This window comes from Flectobacillus major DSM 103 (assembly GCF_000427405.1).
Lineage (GTDB): Bacteria > Bacteroidota > Bacteroidia > Cytophagales > Spirosomataceae > Flectobacillus > Flectobacillus major.
In genome coordinates this window covers 3,148,712-3,166,238 of record NZ_KE386491.1, presented here as the reverse complement: position 1 = coordinate 3,166,238, position 17,527 = coordinate 3,148,712, and the positions used below count along the sequence as shown (strand labels likewise).

The 17,527-nt window shown below is 37.6% G+C and carries 16 protein-coding genes; 14 read left to right on the top strand and 2 right to left on the bottom strand.

All coding sequences use genetic code 11. From position 1 onward, the window contains the following. Positions 1 to 112 precede the first annotated feature (112 nt). The 13 genes from atpC to FLEMA_RS0126265 all read left to right on the top strand — a co-directional run bounded on the left by atpC (position 113) and on the right by FLEMA_RS0126265 (position 14,655). Entirely contained in the window at positions 113 to 343 is a 231-nt protein-coding gene (gene atpC / locus FLEMA_RS0126380) for an ATP synthase F1 subunit epsilon (RefSeq protein WP_026997824.1), read from the top strand. Between the two features lie 512 nt (positions 344 to 855). Next, positions 856 to 1,185 carry a DUF1475 family protein gene (locus FLEMA_RS70125; RefSeq protein ID WP_081681332.1) on the top strand — a complete coding sequence of 110 codons (330 nt, stop codon included), beginning with the start codon at positions 856 to 858 and terminating at the stop codon, positions 1,183 to 1,185. 23 nt (positions 1,186 to 1,208) lie between these two features. Continuing rightward, entirely contained in the window at positions 1,209 to 2,240 is a 1,032-nt protein-coding gene (locus tag FLEMA_RS0126355) for an SAM-dependent methyltransferase (protein WP_026996183.1), read from the top strand. Continuing rightward, entirely contained in the window at positions 2,241 to 3,506 is a 1,266-nt protein-coding gene (locus tag FLEMA_RS70120; RefSeq protein ID WP_044171984.1) for an NAD(P)/FAD-dependent oxidoreductase, read from the top strand. Continuing rightward, positions 3,503 to 4,297, top strand: coding sequence for a DUF1365 domain-containing protein (locus FLEMA_RS0126345; protein ID WP_044171982.1), 795 nt, complete (start codon positions 3,503 to 3,505; stop codon positions 4,295 to 4,297). The genes FLEMA_RS70120 and FLEMA_RS0126345 overlap by 4 nt, the downstream gene beginning before the upstream one ends. A 20-nt stretch (positions 4,298 to 4,317) precedes the next feature. Beyond that, positions 4,318 to 5,562, top strand: coding sequence for an SAM-dependent methyltransferase (locus tag FLEMA_RS0126340; RefSeq protein WP_026996181.1), 1,245 nt, complete (start codon positions 4,318 to 4,320; stop codon positions 5,560 to 5,562). A 60-nt stretch (positions 5,563 to 5,622) separates the two neighbouring features. Then, complete coding sequence (locus FLEMA_RS70115; RefSeq protein WP_052354119.1) at positions 5,623 to 6,654, top strand: hypothetical protein; 1,032 nt, start codon at positions 5,623 to 5,625, stop codon at positions 6,652 to 6,654. Beyond that, positions 6,623 to 9,004, top strand: a complete 2,382-nt coding sequence (locus FLEMA_RS0126320) for a hypothetical protein (protein WP_044171981.1) — start codon at positions 6,623 to 6,625, stop codon at positions 9,002 to 9,004. Before FLEMA_RS70115 ends, FLEMA_RS0126320 begins: the two co-directional genes overlap by 32 nt. A 145-nt stretch (positions 9,005 to 9,149) precedes the next feature. After that, positions 9,150 to 9,683 (top strand): hypothetical protein, encoded by a 534-nt coding sequence (locus FLEMA_RS70110; RefSeq protein ID WP_044171980.1) that lies wholly within the window; start codon positions 9,150 to 9,152, stop codon positions 9,681 to 9,683. 326 nt (positions 9,684 to 10,009) lie between these two features. Then, positions 10,010 to 11,077: a serine hydrolase domain-containing protein gene (locus FLEMA_RS0126285; protein ID WP_026996179.1), complete on the top strand. Its 1,068-nt coding sequence runs from the start codon at positions 10,010 to 10,012 to the stop codon at positions 11,075 to 11,077. A 179-nt stretch (positions 11,078 to 11,256) separates the two neighbouring features. Further along, on the top strand, positions 11,257 to 12,012 hold the full coding sequence (locus FLEMA_RS0126280) for a hypothetical protein (RefSeq protein ID WP_026996178.1): 756 nt from the start codon (positions 11,257 to 11,259) through the stop codon (positions 12,010 to 12,012). Between the two features lie 232 nt (positions 12,013 to 12,244). Continuing rightward, entirely contained in the window at positions 12,245 to 12,706 is a 462-nt protein-coding gene (locus tag FLEMA_RS0126270; protein WP_026997823.1) for a MarR family winged helix-turn-helix transcriptional regulator, read from the top strand. A gap of 149 nt (positions 12,707 to 12,855) precedes the next feature. Continuing rightward, positions 12,856 to 14,655 (top strand): acyl-CoA dehydrogenase FadE, encoded by a 1,800-nt coding sequence (locus FLEMA_RS0126265; protein WP_026996177.1) that lies wholly within the window; start codon positions 12,856 to 12,858, stop codon positions 14,653 to 14,655. Positions 14,656 to 14,787: 132 nt separating this feature from the next. Here the strand turns inward: FLEMA_RS0126265 and rplS are convergent, their stop codons facing one another. Beyond that, positions 14,788 to 15,144, bottom strand: a complete 357-nt coding sequence (gene rplS / locus FLEMA_RS70105) for a 50S ribosomal protein L19 (RefSeq protein WP_044171976.1) — start codon at positions 15,142 to 15,144, stop codon at positions 14,788 to 14,790. Between the two features lie 271 nt (positions 15,145 to 15,415). Between rplS and FLEMA_RS0126235 the strand changes: the two genes are divergently transcribed. Further along, a complete protein-coding gene (locus FLEMA_RS0126235; RefSeq protein WP_310587221.1) occupies positions 15,416 to 16,897 on the top strand; it encodes an NAD(P)H-hydrate dehydratase in 1,482 nt (493 codons plus the stop codon). Here FLEMA_RS0126235 and FLEMA_RS70100 read toward each other — a convergent pair. Next, positions 16,875 to 17,522, bottom strand: coding sequence for a TIGR04282 family arsenosugar biosynthesis glycosyltransferase (locus FLEMA_RS70100; protein WP_044171974.1), 648 nt, complete (start codon positions 17,520 to 17,522; stop codon positions 16,875 to 16,877). The genes FLEMA_RS0126235 and FLEMA_RS70100 overlap by 23 nt on opposite strands. Between the last annotated feature and the right edge of the window lie 5 nt (positions 17,523 to 17,527).

The window sequence follows — 17,527 nt, the reverse complement described above, 5'->3', positions numbered from 1 at the left end:
CATTTTATTGGTTTGCCCGCAAATCAGTACAATTGCAAAGCGTCAGCCCAATTCTTTTTGGTCAAATCGTTTTCAAATTTCCCGATTTTCAAATTTTCAAATTTCTTACAAAATGAATTTACAAATCATTACTCCCGATAAAAAGGTATTCTCTGGTGAAGTATCAGTGGTAACCTTACCTGGAACAAATGGCTCTTTTCAAATCTTGAAAGACCACGCTCCAATTGTTTCTACTTTGGGCAAAGGCACTTTAGCCGCCGACAAGCAGGAATTTACAATCGATGGTGGAGTTGTTGAGGTTCTGAACAATAACGTTCTTGTTTTGGCAGAAGCTGTATTGTAAGTAGCTATCGGCAATGTGCTTTCGGCTATGAAATTAGTATCGAATGTATTCAAGAGTGCTTGAGGTACTTTGAAGATATTTAATTAACAAAAGGTGATTCAAACATTGGTTTGGGTCACCTTTTGTTTTTGTTGTTAGGTTGATCCCGATCCTTAGAAACCTCAATTCATAGAGCAACAAAAAAACACAAGGTTTTACAGAACAAAATATTCCCACAAAAGCAAGTATAGTCTTTGGATATTACTAAGAAGAAAGTAGTAGCCTTATTATATTATATTGTGGTTAATGTGTTTATTTTTAAGTACTTAATAGCATGTTATAACTGAGGATGCTTTTTATAACGCTTTTATCTTGATAAAATAAATGGATATTTGCTCAATGATGGCATGAGTTTTAAAACTGTTTTATACCTCAAAATCAAGCTTTTTTAGCAATACTCCATTTCATATTTTTACGCTCAAAAAATCTAAATCTCAAATAGCTTCGTACATATCCGCAAACCAACAGCGTATATGTTTATCTCATTCCTCAAAGTATTTTTTTGTATTTGGCTTATCTGGATGCTCTATGTGATCGTAGATACAGCCAGTCATAACAGCCTCATACAACAATGGAGCATGCTGGCTTGGATGAAAGCTATACTATGGGACTTTTATGCCAATATGATGCCTTTGATTTTGTGGGTGAATTACAAAGAATCAACATGGCCTAAACGAATTGTATGGACATTATTGCTAGTGAGTTTGGGTAGTATTGCTACTTGTATTTATATACTCATTCAGCTTTTTCAACTACATGATGACGATGGTTTTGAAAAACTATTAGTCCATAAAAATCACTAATTATAACCTTACTTACAAATTTTATGTGGTACGACTCTCTGCTAGAAAAGGACTTGCTTCCAGACTTCCTAATTAGAATTGGTATTCGACAACTGGTAAGACAAAGATTGCGAGATGAAAATAAGGGTGAAACCCAAGCTCAACACGAATCTTTTTGGAAACTTCTTACCGAGCTAAAAAACTCGCCAATTGCTATCAATACCCAAGATGCCAACGAACAGCACTATGAAGTGCCAACAGCTTTTTATCAATATTGCTTGGGAAAACACCTGAAATACTCTTGTGGCTATTGGAAAGAAGGGGTTACCGACCTTGATACTTCCGAGCATGATATGTTGGAGCTTACTTGTCAACGAGCCGAATTGGCCAACGGACAAGAAGTATTGGAGCTAGGCTGTGGCTGGGGTTCGCTGTCGCTCTATATGGCTGCCAAGTATCCAGATAGCCAGTTTACAGTTGTGTCAAATTCTAAAACACAGAAGGAATATATTGATAGCCAGGCTCTTCAACGTGGTATTGCCAATCTTACCGTTTTGACTGCCGATATGAATGTGTTTGAAATAGACCACAATCGATTTGATAGGGTTGTTTCGGTAGAAATGTTTGAGCACATGCGTAATTATCAATTATTACTCAAAAAGGTAGCCTCTTTCCTAAAGCCCAATGGGAAGTTGTTTGTGCATATTTTTACTCACAAAGAGTATGCTTATAAGTTTGAGGTAATCGACGAAACCGACTGGATGAGCCAATATTTCTTTACAGGAGGCATTATGCCAAGCGACCACCTATTGATGTATTTCAATGATGATTTAACGGTGCAACAGCACTGGCATGTTAATGGAACACATTATGGCAAAACATCGGAGGCGTGGCTACAAAAAATGGATGCTCATAAAGCTCAAATTATGCCACTTTTTGAACAAACCTACTCTAAGCAACAGGCTGTTAAATGGTGGGTGTATTGGCGAATGTTTTATTTGGCTTGTGCCGAATTATTCGCTTTTAACGGTGGAAACGAATGGATGGTTAGTCATTATTTATTCAAGAAAAACTAAATGGAAAAGGTAGCAATTATTGGTACTGGCATTGCTGGAATGGGATGCGGTCATTTCCTACATCAACATTACGATATTTCTCTTTTTGAACAAAACGATTATGTTGGTGGGCATACCAACACCATAACTGTTGATGAAAATGGTACACCTGTACACATAGACACAGGTTTTATGGTATTTAATTTTCAGACATATCCCAACCTTTGTCGTCTTTTTGATGAAATCAATGCTCCAATCAAAAAAACGGATATGTCGTTTAGTGTGCAGCATTTGCCTACTGGCTTAGAGTATTCTGGTTCGGGGTTTAATGGTCTTTTTGCCCAACGAAAACGCTTTTTTTCGCTTAGTCACTGGAAAATGCTCTTGCAAATAGACCGATTCAATAAACAATCTATCAAGATTTTGGACGACCCTCGTTATCAAAATCATACCTTGGGTGAATACATCAAAGAATTTGGCTTTAGCGATGATATGCTCTGGAAATACCTAGTACCGATGAGTTCGGCGGTGTGGTCGACACCCATGGAACTGATGCTCTACTTTCCGGCGGTTTCTTTGATTCGTTTTTTCAAAAATCATGGCTTTTTAGGACTCGACACTCAACATCAGTGGTATACTTTGCAAGGAGGAAGTAGGGCATATCGAGAACTTTTAATTAAGCCTTTTCAAGAAAAAATACAAATTAATAAGGCTTGTACTAAAATAGAACAACTCGATAATCAAGTGCGGATATTTTTGAAAGATGGTTCAATCGAGTATTTCGACAAAGTAATAGTAGCAACACATGCCGATCAGGCTTTGAGGTTATTGAAAAAACCAACTAATAACCAATATCGACTGTTATCGAATTTTAAATATCAAAAAAATATAGCAACACTACATACCGACGAGTCGGTGATGCCTCGAAATGAGTTGACGTGGAGTAGCTGGAATTATAGAATAGAGGAGAGCAAGGGCACTTTGAAACCATCTACTATTTATTGGATGAATCAATTGCAGGGTGTTTCTGATAAGCAAGATTACTTTGTTTCTATCAATGCCTTAGACAATATCGACCCAGCCAAAATCCTGAAAGTGATTGATTATGAGCATCCTTTGTTTGATGTACCAGCCATGAATGCTCAGAAGGAACTTCATTCACTTAATCAAACAGGGCCAATCTATTTTTGTGGAAGTTACTTCAAATATGGTTTTCATGAAGATGCCTTTACTTCGGCGGTAGAGCTTTGTCGATTGTTCACAGGACAAAAAATCTATCAATCATGAAATCTTGTTTGTACGAATGCAAGGTAATGCACCACCGTTATCAGCCCCAAAAGCATGGTTTTCAGTACAAGCTGTTTATGTTTTACCTCAATCTCGATGAAATAGACTCGCTTACTCAACGGCTTTGGTTGTTGAGTCGCAATAGGTTTAATGTCTTTAATTTTCGAGATAAAGACCACCTTCAACTACCTCGGGAAAATCCAAATACAAAAAAGCAGGTCAAACAGCAAATCATCGATTATCTGAAACAGCAAGGCATTGAACTAGAAGGAGGTACAATTATGCTGCTAACCAACCTTAGTACTTGGGGGTATCAGTTTAATCCAGTATCATTTTATTATTGTTTCGACAAGCACCACCACCCCGTATGTGTGGTGGTAGAAGTAACCAATACATATCATGAAATGAAACCCTATTTTCTGGGAAATTCGAGTCTGAAAAATGAGCAATTTTCGCTACGTACTACCAAGTATTTTTATGTATCGCCCTTTATTGATATGGATACCGAATTTGATTTTGCCTTGAAAATCCCCAATGAGTCGCTGAATATCAAGATAGATGATTATCAGAATGGGAAACGATTTTTTGTAAGTGCATTGTGGGGCAAAAAACAAAAACTTGATAATTGGAGTACCGTCTGGTTTGCCTTGCGGTTTCCGTTTATAACCTTCAAGGTAATTACCTTAATTTATTGGAATGCCTTGATTTTGTGGCTCAAAAAAATCCCATATCATCCCAAAAAATCATTTCCCGAATTACAGAAAGATTTGTACAAACCTCATTCTCATTAACCAATCAAACCCTGTAAGATATGTCAACAGCAATCGCAAAAACTGTTTCTCGAAATAGAAGTTTTTATCAAACCTTTGTGCTAAATATGGTTGCCAAAATGACCTTTGGCAAACTTCAATTAAGCCTGCCTAGTGGCGAAGTATTGTATTTTGGTGGGGGCGAAGGCAATATATCGGCAAAAATAGAGATTAAACATGATTACTTTTTTAAAGATGTGGTATTGTATGGCGACATTGGTTTTGGCGAAGCGTACGTTAATGGCTATTGGGATACCGACAATATCACCAATGTGATTAAATGGTTTTTGCTCAATGTCGAAAACGTACCTGTAATTTCGGGAAATACTACCAAAACATGGCTGATGAATTTGCTTCAGGTAAGTAACAAGCTTTATCATTTGGCAAGACCCAATAGCTTGGAAGGCTCAAAGAAAAATATTGCCGAACATTACGACCTCAATAATGATTTTTTTGCCTTGTTTCTTGACCCTTCTATGACCTATTCTAGTGCCTATTTTAGAGAAGAAGGCTTGTCGCTAGAAGAAGCCCAGCTCGAAAAATATGAAAGGCTTTGCCGTCAGTTGAGGCTTCAACCAACCGACCACGTCTTGGAAATTGGCAGTGGATGGGGCGGGAATGCTATTTATATGGCCAAAAATTATGGTTGTAAAGTAACCTCATTGACTATTTCAGAAGAACAACACAAACTCGCCAACCAGCGTGTTAAGGAAGAAGGTTTGGATGGCAAAGTACAAATCCTTTTGCAAGATTACCGTTTGATAGAAGGACAATACGACAAAATCGTATCTATAGAAATGTTAGAAGCAGTAGGCCATGATTTTTTGCCTATATATTTCAAAAAATGTAGTGAGCTACTCAAAAAAGACGGTATTTTTTCTTTTCAGGTAATTACTTGTCCCGACTCACGCTATGAAGCATTAAGAAAAGGCGTAGACTGGATTCAAAAGCATATTTTTCCAGGGTCTTTGTTACTTTCAGTGGCGGCTATCAATGAAGCTGTCAATAAAACAAGTGACTTAACTATGGTAAATCTCAAGGATTTAGGCTTGGATTATGCCAAAACTTTACAGATTTGGTACGATAAGTTTGTTCAAAATGAACAGGCCGTAAAACAGCTAGGATTCAACGATACTTTTGTGCGTAAATGGACTTATTACCTCAATTACTGCGAAGCAGCTTTTGCCATGCGAAATATCAACGTGATGCAAATTACGTATGCTCGGCCCAATAATACCATTCGATAAAAAATAGGCGATAATTAACCGACTTTCACCCGAAGCGTTTATTTTTACTAAAAAAATCGAATGAAGCAGGTATGGGTATGGCTGCTATGCTTGTGTTTGTGGTGTTGCGAGTCGTCGACACCCTCCAAGGTAGTTACGCCAGCAATTTACTATTGGAAAACCATCTTTCAATTATCTCCTTTTGAGCAAAGTGTTTTGACTCAAAACAACATAAAGAAAATCTATGTGAAATATTTTGATATTGATTTGGACGAGCGGGTGCATAAGCCTACTTTCAAAGCCCCGCTCATTCCAAAACAAGCTCCTCCCAAATCTTGTGAAATTGTTCCAGTAGTGTATATCACCAATCGAACATTACAACAATTAGATATTCGATACCTAGAAGCATTTTCTAAAAAAATATTTCAAAAAATACAACAAATTAATAGCTTATGGATTACTAATCAGTTGATTAGTCAAGAGGTTCAAATAGACTGTGATTGGACTTTGAGTACACAAAAAAAATATTTTGGGGTATTAAAGTTTTTGAGAAAACAGAATCCCAACCTTTCTGCTACTATTCGGTTACACCAAGTTAAATATGCTGAAAAAACAGGTGTTCCGCCTGTAACAAGAGGAATGCTGATGTGTTATAATATGGCAGATTGGCAAAAAAACGAAACACCTAATTCGATTTTTGACCCCAAAGTCCTTAGTCAATATATTGGCAATTTATCGGCATATCCATTGCCTTTAGACTTAGCCCTTCCAGCTTATTACTGGACAATAGCTTATCGAAATAAACAGTTTTTGTATTTTCTTAATGCTACAGGTACAAAGGATTTTGAGAAATTAACGTATTTTAAGAAAAGTGATGATAAAGCATCAAAACAATATATTGCCCTAAAAGATACCTTGGCTTGGGGCATTCAAATACGAAAAGGAGATGTATTCAGGGTAGAAGAAGTAGCTTTTGATGACCTTTTAAAAGGTTCTAAGCTTTTGAGTACGAGAATTCCAAATCAAAAACTTACATTTGCTTTATATCATCTCGATCAAAAAAGCCTCAATTATTATACCCATGAACAAATTAAGAAATTATATTACCCTTAGCCAAAAATCCTTTAAAGCATTAGCCATCTTTACCTTATTAGCTTGTGGGCCTGGTATGGCCGATTACGACGAATTTATGAGCTTCTTTATGCCTGAAAGTTCTAATGCCAAGCTCAGCGACCGTCGATATAGTTATTCATCTCAGTTTTTTTACGACGAATCTAACGAATATTCAGGAGGATATACCAATCAAGATACAACCGACCACGATAAGATTTTGAATGTGTCGGCATGGAGCAAATATGTTGTTGGGAAAGTCAATAAAAAGGCCATAACAGAATCTATCTATGGGAATTCAATAGCTTTACAAGCATATTTGAACAAAATACAAAAAAATGAAGCAGCCGATTATTTAACTTTTGTCAAAACCATAGACAAGGCTTTTAGTACCCAAACCGTAGATTATTTTACCGAAACCAAGGTAGATACCCTTGCCCTCGTTGATTTATTTACACAGGTAAAAACGGTTCTGCCTACTATCAAAGACGAATTTGTTAAAGAGCGTTATGGCTTTCAGGCTATTAAATTAGCTATGCTCAACCAACAGCCACAAGAGGCCGTTGAGTTGTATGACAAGTACGTTCAATCAATCAAAAAGAAAAGTTATATTGCCGAATGGGCTTTGTCTCGAAAAGCAGGTGCCGAAATCGCTCTTGGCGACTCGGTACAAGCCTATTACGATTTTGCTCAGGTATTTGACCGATGCCCAAGCCGCCGTTATCAGGCCGATTTGAGTATTCGTTCCAGAGGAATGGGCTTTCAAAAAGACGCTTTAAAATATGCTAAAAATAACCATGAAAAAGCTGCTATTTATGCCTTTGGAGCAATCAAACCTAATAGTGATGGATTGGCGGCTTTAGAAAAAATGGTAGAACTTGACCCCAATAATCCGCTGATTGAATTGGTGATGTCTCGTGAAATCAATAAAAATGAAAACCTATTTTACCATCAAAACAATTATTGGACGATGGAACAGAACGAAGAACAAGCCAAGGCTAATCATGAAAAAGCTATACCATATTGGGAAAAATTAAAAGAATTTGCAGCCACTTGTTCAAAGAATACTAACTTGCCTAAAACAGGTTTTTGGCTGGCGGCTCTTTCTTATATTGAATATACTGAGCGTAACTTTGAACAATCATCAGCCTATTTGGCCGAAGCAAAGCTTATTGCCGACAATAACGATGGTCTGAGCAAACAACTCAAAATTCAAGAGTTGTTACTATTGGCCAATCAGTCGCCTATTATTACGCCTGCACTAGAAGCACAACTTGTTCCTGTATTGGCGACATTTGCCAAACCTGATAATTTTAGAATGAGTAATGCTCTTACCGAAGCCAGTAAACAGTTGGTGGCTCGTTACTATGGTAAAAAATTAATAGAAAAAGAGGAAAAACAAGGTTGGTTGTCGAGTTGTACCAATAAAAAAACGGAAGAAAAAAAGGTAGATATCCCTTTTGCCAAAGCAAAAGCCTATCTGTTGGCTACTTTGGCTAGCTACCAAGTTAATTCAAGCTTAGAATATGGCGGCTTTATGTCACAGGTAGATATGTATGCCATTGAAGATACCACCACCTCCAAGACCATCGAGCAGGTAATTGCGTACAAACATACATCAAGCAAAACCCCTTACGATTCTTTGTTACAAAAAATAACAGGTTTTTCAGACGACCACCTATACGTGTTGTTAGGGCGTAGGGCTTTGGCCGAACACGACTATGCAAAAGCAGCATTAGCATTTGAAAAAGTCAACCCAAGCGAATGGAAAAAAGAGCCTTGGAAAACCTATTTCGACGAGGATCCTTTTTACCTTGCTATAAATGGTAAAGACAAACGTAATACCTATACACCGCTGACTTATGCCCAAAAAATGGCCGAAGCTGCCCAAAAACTAGCCAACAACCCCAACGATGCCGAGGCTGCGTATTTGCTGGGCTGCGGGGCTTATAATATTTCTTATATGGGCAACTCGTGGGTGTTGTCCAAACGCCAGTGGGGTTCGGGCGAGGTAAATAGCTACGAGCAGAAAGATTTTAATACCGATTACTATTTGGCTACAAAAGCAAAAAGTTATTTTGAGATAGCCCTCAAAAGTACCGATACCGAATTAGCAGCAAAGGCTTGTTTTGGAGGAGCAAAATGTGAACTATCAGCATTTTTTGTACACGCCCAAAGCCAAGGTAGCAACGAAGATTATGAAACTTACCAAGCAAGAATAAACAAAGATAAAGAACGTGATTTCGTTCATTATTTCACCTTACTAAAAGACAAATACGCACGCACTAAATACCAAAAAGAGGTATTGCGAGAATGTGCAGATTACAATCTATTTGCTAAAAAAATGAAATAAAAAAAACATTTTATCGTAAAAATAGATAGTTGTAAAATCAAAATACCACGCTTTCTTGCTCTTTTTTATTTTATGCCAAAGCGTTCTTGTTGAATGCGAGTTGTTTTAATTATTTTACAATAGCTCAACGTTATCTAAAAAAACAATGAAAAAACTTTTTCTCTTCCTAGCAATTTTGAGTTTGGCTAGTTGCCAAAAAAATGTGTATTTAACTGGTTCAATGATGCACACATTTCAGGAAAATGAACTAGACCTTACACGTATACAATTCTATAACGATAATCCATTGGTACTCGAACGAGACGTACCTTCTTCCGATGCCAAAATCAAATCGGGAAAGGTGATTGTTAAAAATGGACGTTATATCAATAGAATATCGCTCGAAAAAAATACACCTGGTCTCGTTCAACGAGAAGAGGGGGGCTATCTATTGATAACCTTCGAGCAAACCGATGGCGAAAACTGGCTTCGCTTTGGGGCTGTACCGGGCGAGCGAGGCGAATATTTCTACCAAATTGTTGATGCCAATGGTAGCCCAACGTTTTCAAGACTAGACTATGAGGGTAACAAATACCTCGTTGTGTATTCTAATCCTAGAGTAAGGCTCATGTTATCGAAAAGTGTATTGAACAACCTCAGGATCAAAGAACGAAAAATGAAAGGAGTAAGAGTTAGATAATTCAACATAAGTCATCCCGAATGTTAGGTAATATTAAAAGAGAACTCCTATTGGTGTTTGTTGTGATTCATAAGGTCGTCAAGTGAACATTGAAGAGGATTATCAATTGCTTAAATCAGAGAAAATTAGGGGTTATTCATACAAAAGGCGTTCGAAATTAGTTTTTTGAACGCCTTTTGCATGTTAAATGACACATCTTTAGCCGCAAAGCAATTCAAAAAAAATTACTCATTCACTAAATTTTGGATGTCCCATGTTTTATGATGAGCCTACTTGGTGTTAAGTAAACAGGGTATATCATAACTTTGTAGTAATTCCCCCAAAATATGAAAAGGAATTTTTTATTGCTACTATTCTTTATAGGTGGTTTGGTAGGAAATGTTTTTGCTCAGGAGCAATTTTCTCAAGTAAGCCAATGGCTTGATAATCATGTCGATGATATGGGCGGACGAGCCATTTTGATGGTGTATCAAGACGGAAAAATAGTGTATAGCCAAGCCGTTAATCGGATGAATAATAGGCAGAAAATACTTGGAAAACTGATCGCTTCCCGTCAAGGCAAAATAGCAGATTTTAGTGATTATACACCTAATTCAAAACAGCCTATTGCCAGTTGTAGCAAATGGCTGAGTGCCGCACTGATAATGACGTTTGTGGATGAAAGCAAACTGAAACTTACTGATACTGTTGGGCGGTTTTTGCCTGTGCTTTCAAAAAATGGTAAAGGAGCAATTACGATAAAACAGTGCCTATCGCATACTACAGGTATTTTATCGCCAGATTTAAGAGAAAATTTGAAAGAAATGAGAACCGTTAATAGTATGGATGAAGCTATCGAACAAATTGCCCAATATCCAGTGGAGGGTCAAGCTGGAAAAGTATTTCGATATAGCAATACAGGTTTGCAGATTGCTGGTGCTGTAGTAGAAAAAATAAGTGGAAAATCATTTGAAACATTATTTGCCGAACGTATTGCATGGCCACTTGACATGAAAAATACCGACTTTGGTAAAACAAAAGTAGCCTTACCTGCTGGCGGTGCAAGTAGTACGCCCAATGATTATATGAATTTTTTGACGATGATTCTCAATAAAGGAAGGTTTCGAGAAAAGCAGATTCTTTCAGAAAAAAGTATTGCCGAAATGCAAGTAAATAGAATCACTACCGAAGTAAAAGTGGCTTATTCGCCTGCTGAAGCAGGAGGATTGGGATACGGCTTTGGCGAGTGGATTATGACAGATGGAGCAATCGGTAGTCCTGGACTATTCGGGAGTTTTCCTTGGATAAATAACGACAAAAAGTATTGTGCTTTTTTAATGACTTTTTACCTGAAAACCAATGGCCGACAAGAGAAGTATGTTGAACTGAGGAAACAGATTGAAGCGTCGCTCTGAGGTAAGTTGCTCACACAACTTCATTTTATGGGGTTAGAGTTGCACTTAATAGGGTAAAAATACACTTAACAAATAAAATATACGATAATGTAAAAGTTGCCTACATTTTTTAGCTAATTATCTATATGGCGTGAATTTTGTAATATACCTATTTATATCCGCTGTATATAAACATTAATATGATGAATAAGAAACAATTACTAAAAGTTAGTGTGGCTTTTTATGCTTTTTTGAATGTATCTTTCGTAGCACCCTTGCCATACAAAACACGACAAACCTTTGTTAGCTCCCAAGCTCTGCATGAGTTATTCCAAAATGAGGAAAAAGACAAAAACAATGCACCCAAATCAACATTGAAAGGTTGGGTACAGGCCCTTCCCAACGAAAACATTGACCTAAATGCTGATGTTGTTGACAAACACGTAATACTTACTTGGACTGTCGAAGAAAAACAAACTATTAAAAAGTTTATTATTCAACATAGCACCGACCTCGAACATTTTATAGATTTGGCCGAGGTAAAAGCTAATAAAGGCAAAGATTTACAAACATTTGTCGACGAAACACCGTCAGAGGGTTATGTCAATTATTACAGAATATTGGCCGTAAGCCCCGACAAAGCTTTGCAGGTATTTTCGCCAATAGCCGCAACAGTCGAAACCTCTAAAGGTGATTTATACGGAGTATCTTTGCACCTTTCTGATGACAGCGAAATGATTCGTATCAAACTTGATGGTTTACAGGACTCAGAGGTATTGCTTAGTACAGTTTCGGGTATGGGAGTACCTTGTGAAGTTGTGAAAAAAAGTGCAACAGAATTGATAGTATTGCCTAGTTATACCTTAGCTTCAGGCGAATATTTGGTGAAAATTAGAGGAGAGAAAGAAGAGAAAAAGTATCGCATAATCGTAAAGAAGTCGGATAAAATGTTTTAAAATTGTAGTTTTTTAGAATAAAATTTTACAAAAAAAGGATACTTCAAGAGGCTATCCTTTTTTTGTAAATAAATATAATGTTATGCTTGCATAATAAAATATTATACAACAAATTTACGCTATTATGCTTGGCATACTAAAAAAGCTATTGTTGTTCTTCCTACTATTTTTCCATGAATTATATCCATACAAGCAACATATTATTCCAATATTGAAAATCTCCCATACTATTATGAAAGCAGACAAAACCGTAGATTATCACATAAAATCAGGATGGCATGCCATTAGTAGAATGTACAATTCTTATGCGGCTCAGTTTGATATGACAATGTCCATTGGTTATGTGTTATTGAATATAGATAAGAATGGAACACCTGCTACGAAAATAGCACCAGCACTTGGCCTAGAACCCCGTAGCCTTACCCGTATGCTTAAATCGCTAGAAGATAAAAAGTGGATTCGCCGAGAAACCGACGAAGACGACCGCCGTGTGGTAAAAGTGTACCTGACCGAAGAAGGTAAACGTAAACGAGATAAAGCCAAAGGTGGTGTCCTTGTTTTTAATAACCTTATTTATGAAAAAATTGGAGAAGATAAACTGAATACTTTTTTTGAAGTAATGCAACAAATTAGCGAAATTGTCGATAATGAAACCGTTAATTATAAAGCCGAAAATATAGACGAGCTACTATAATTTGCTTTTTAATAATTTCTTGAAAATATTTTAAATGTTATGCTTGCATAACATTTTTTTTATTTATTATCTTTACAAGTAATTAGTATGCTTGCATACAATGTATAGCTATGTTAAAAGAGCAGTTGAAATTCTAACAAATTAAAAATATGGTACTTACAGACAGCAAATCATCCATCAAAGGCGGAGAGTTTTTAATCAAAGATATTGATGCCTCGCAAATTTTTATTCCTGAAGAATTTACGGAAGAGCAACAAATGATTGCTCAAACTTGTATTGATTTTTTGCGTACCGAAGTGCATCCTCGTTTAGATGAAGTAGATTATGCCAAAGATACTACCTTGATGGTAGAGCTCATGGACAAGGCAGGAGAACTTGGCTTATTGGGTACGGCTATTCCTGAAGAATACGGTGGTTTTGGGATGAATTTTAATACATCTATGCTTGTAGCAGAGGCTTGTGGTGGTGGACATTCATTTTCGGTGGCGTTGTCGGCACATACTGGTATTGGTACGTTGCCGATTTTGTATTATGGAAACGACGAGCAGAAAGCTAAATATTTACCAAAATTAGCCACAGGCGAATGGAAAGCAGCCTATTGCCTTACCGAACCTGATTCTGGCTCGGATGCCAATTCTGGAAAAACAAAGGCCGTATTGTCGGAAGATGGACAGCATTATATCATTAATGGGCAAAAAATGTGGATAACTAATGGCGGTTTTGCCGATTTATTTATCGTTTTTGCAAAAATAGATAATGATAAATCATTGACAGCCTTTATTGTTGAGAAGTCGTTTGGGGGTATTACCATGAACGAAGAAGAGCGTAAAATGGGTATTAAAGGCTCATCGACTCGTCAGATTTTCTTCAATGATTGTAAAGTGCCTGTCGGAAATATGCTTTATACCCGTGAAGGTGGTTTTAAAATAGCCGTAAATATTTTGAATATTGGCCGAATCAAATTGGCTTCGGCTGTAGTGGGGGCGTGTAAAGGGGTAATTTCGACTACTGTTAATTATGCCAACGAGCGTAAACAATTTGGAACGAGTATTTCAAGCTTTGGAGCTATCAAACACAAAATAGCTGAATCTATCGTTAAAACGTTTGCTTCTGAATCGGCTTGTTATCGGGCAGGACAAAATATTGACGATGCAATTGATGCTCTTTTGGCGAGTGGGGTAGATGCAGGACAGGCCAAACTAAAGGGTGTCGAGCAGTTTGCTATTGAATGTGCTATGCTCAAAGTACACGGCTCGGAAGTGCTAGACTTTGTGGTAGATGAAGGGGTTCAGGTCTATGGAGGTATGGGCTTTTCGGCCGAAGCTCCTATGGACAGAGCTTATCGTGATTCAAGAATCAATCGAATATTTGAAGGTACAAATGAAATCAATCGTTTGTTGTCGGTGGGTACAATTGTGAAGCGTGCTATGAAAGGAGAGCTTAATTTGATGCCTGCGGCTATGGCTGTTGGCAAAGAAATTATGTCGATTCCTGATTTTGGAGCTGCTGAGGAGGAAGGTTTGTTTGTGGCTGAGAAAAAGGCTTTGAAAAACATGAAAAAAGCTACACTGATGATTGCTGGAGCTGCTCTACAAAAATTTATGATGAAGTTTGAGCAAGAACAAGAAATCATTATGAACTTGGCCGATATGCTGATTGAAACATACGTGGCGGAGTCGGCTTTATTGCGTGTCGAAAAATTGATAGGTATGAAAGGGGAAGAGGCTTGTGGTTTACAAAAAGATGCTGCTTTGGTGTATTTACACGAGGCTATCGACAAGCTTAATAGTGCTGGAAAAGTAGCTATTACTTCATTTGCTGAAGGCGACGAGCTAAGAGTTATGCTTATGGGCTTAAAACGTTTTACCAAGATTGAACCAATCAATTTGAAAGATGCTAGAAGACGAATTGCTGAGGCAGCGATTGAAAAAAATGGATATATATTTTAAGATAAATTTATGAAAGGGGATTTTTAGACAAAAAAGAGGTAGATTTTCTGCCTCTTTTTTTGTTGAGGACAAACACAAAAAAAGTCACTCCAATGGAGCGACTTTCTCTGTATATTGCTGTTAGTCAAGAGACTATTTTTTCTTAGCTTCTTTAACTTTTGCAGCTCTACCTTGTTTTCCACGAAGATAGAATAATCTTGCACGACGTACTTTACCTTTACGCAATACTTCGATTTTGTCGATGTTTGGTGACAATAAAGGGAAAATTCTTTCTACACCAATACCGTTAGAAATTTTACGAACTGTGAAAGTTTCACCAGCACCGCTGTTACGACGTTGGATTACAGTACCTTGAAAAACCTGGATACGCTCTTTGTTACCTTCACGGATTTTTACGTGTACATTCAATGTATCACCTGCTGAGAACTCGGGCAATTCTGCACGGCGTGCAGCGTTTTCAGCTTCTACAAATTTAATTAAATCGTTCATTTTGAATGATTTTTGCTGTTAAAGTCCTATAATAAATTGACTTGATTAATAACCAGCGGTGATTTTAAAGGTCTGTAAAACAATGAGTTATTGCTGTTTGACTGCCCAATCACGTAATTACCTAATCTTTGGGGGTGCAAAGTTCTGGAAAAAAAAACGTAAAACCAATTTTTTATGCGTGCTTTTTTGCTTTTTTACAGGATTAAATGCCTACAGGCTTGAGGTTTGTGGCAATATGTCTTTTTGGTAACCTAAAAGTGCCTTGATAAATATGATGAAAATCCTAGATGTACAACAAATACGAGATTTAGATACGTATACGATATTGCACGAGCCTATTGCTTCGATTGACTTGATGGAGAGGGCTTCTGTGGCTTTTACTCAATATATTCTTAAACATTTTGGCCGTCAATATTCATTCATGATATTTTGTGGGCTTGGCAATAATGGGGGCGATGGCCTAGCAATAGCTCGCTTATTGATCGGCTATCAGTATCAGGTAAAAGTGTGGGTAGTTGATTATACCGAAAAACAATCGGATGATTTTCGGTGGAATTATGAGCGTTTGGCTCAGGTTACAACTATTCAACATATTCAGACAGAGGAAGACTGGCAAGTATCTACTTCTACGCCTGCCGATTGTATTGTTATAGATGCTTTATTAGGCTCTGGTATAAATCGCCCTGTGGAGGGTTTATTGGCAAAGGTTATTGAGGGTATCAATACGTTGCCATATACTAAAGTGGCAGTAGATATTGCCTCAGGATTGTATGCTAACCAGCCTATCAATACCCAAAATACGATTATTTGTCCTGATTTAACTATAAGTTTTCAATTACCCAAAATGGCTTTTTTATTGCCTGAAAATCAGCAATACGTTGGCCATTGGGAGGTTTTGGATATTGGGCTAAGCAAAACGTATATCAAAGATGTGCTAACACCATATTATTATACCGTGTTGCCTCAGGTAAAGCAGAGAAGTAAATTTTCACATAAAGGTACTTATGGTCATGCTTTAGTAATAGCGGGCAGTCGTGGAAGTATTGGTGCAAGTGTTTTGGCTTCAAAGGCTTGCTTGCGGTCGGGTGTTGGGCTGTTGAGTGTTCATATTCCTACCTGTGGCTATCATATTATGCAGGCAAGTGTACCAGAAGCTATATGCAGTACCGACAAGCACGAAGCGGTTGTGACAGAATACCCCCACTTACAAAAATATTCGGCTATAGGTGTTGGTTGTGGTTTGGGAAAAGCTTCTGAAACGGTTACTTTTTTGAAGAATTTTTTACTAGAAAATACAAAACCTTTAGTACTAGATGCCGATGCCTTGAATGTTTTGGCCGAAAATCAATCGCTATTGGCTTTTCTACAACCTCAGACTATCCTAACGCCTCACCCCAAAGAATTACAGCGTTTGGTTGGTCATTGGCAAAACGATTATGAAAAACTAAACATGGTACAACAATTTGCCCAGCAATACCAAGTAATAGTAGTTATAAAAGGAATGTACTCGGCGGTGGTATTGCCTAGCGGAGCAATTCATTTTAACTCAACTGGCAATCCTGGTATGGCTACAGGAGGCAGTGGCGATGTTTTGACGGGTATCATTACAGCTTTGCTAGCTCAAGGGTATAGCGCTGCCGATGCTGCTATTTTAGGTGTATTTCAGCATGGTAGGGCAGGCGATAGTGCAGCCGAAGCAAAAGGGCAGATGGCCATGATTGCTGGCGATATTATTGACTTTTTGCGTTGGTAATATCTTGTTTGGTCAGAATTTTTTTTTGTAATAAATATTGCAGAAAAGTATCAGAACAGTCTTGAAAGGTATCTACGTCGTTGAGAGGGGGTAGTAGGTAGTAAGATTTTCGTAAATCACGAATGGTGTCGATGGTTTCTTGGATTAATACCGATGAACTCCACGTTTTGTTCTCAAAAATAGTAGCTGAAAACCGCTTCATTCCAAGCTGATAATAGCCTCCATCGTTGGCTGGGCCAATGACAAAGTCGTGGGTATCAAGGGCATAAAAAGCTTTTGTAATATGCCAAGGCGAAATAGCAGGGCAGTCGCTACCAATAATACTTACTTGCTGGATATGGGGCAAGGAAAAAGCATATTGAAAAGCCTGAGCCATGCGTTGGCCAAGGTTGTTGCCCTGTTGTAATTGTTTGTCGAAAATAGTATTATCCCAATCGTCATGTTGGTCGATATAATCGGAATAGAATAGGATTTTAGTAAAAGGAAGAGACAATACAGCCTCCCTCGTGATATTTAGTAGCTCAAGGTACACCGATAACGCTTTGGTATTGCCTATTTTTTGAGCTAATCGGGTTTTTACTTTACCTTCTATGGGGTTTTTAATAAATATAAGTAATGCTTTCATATAGG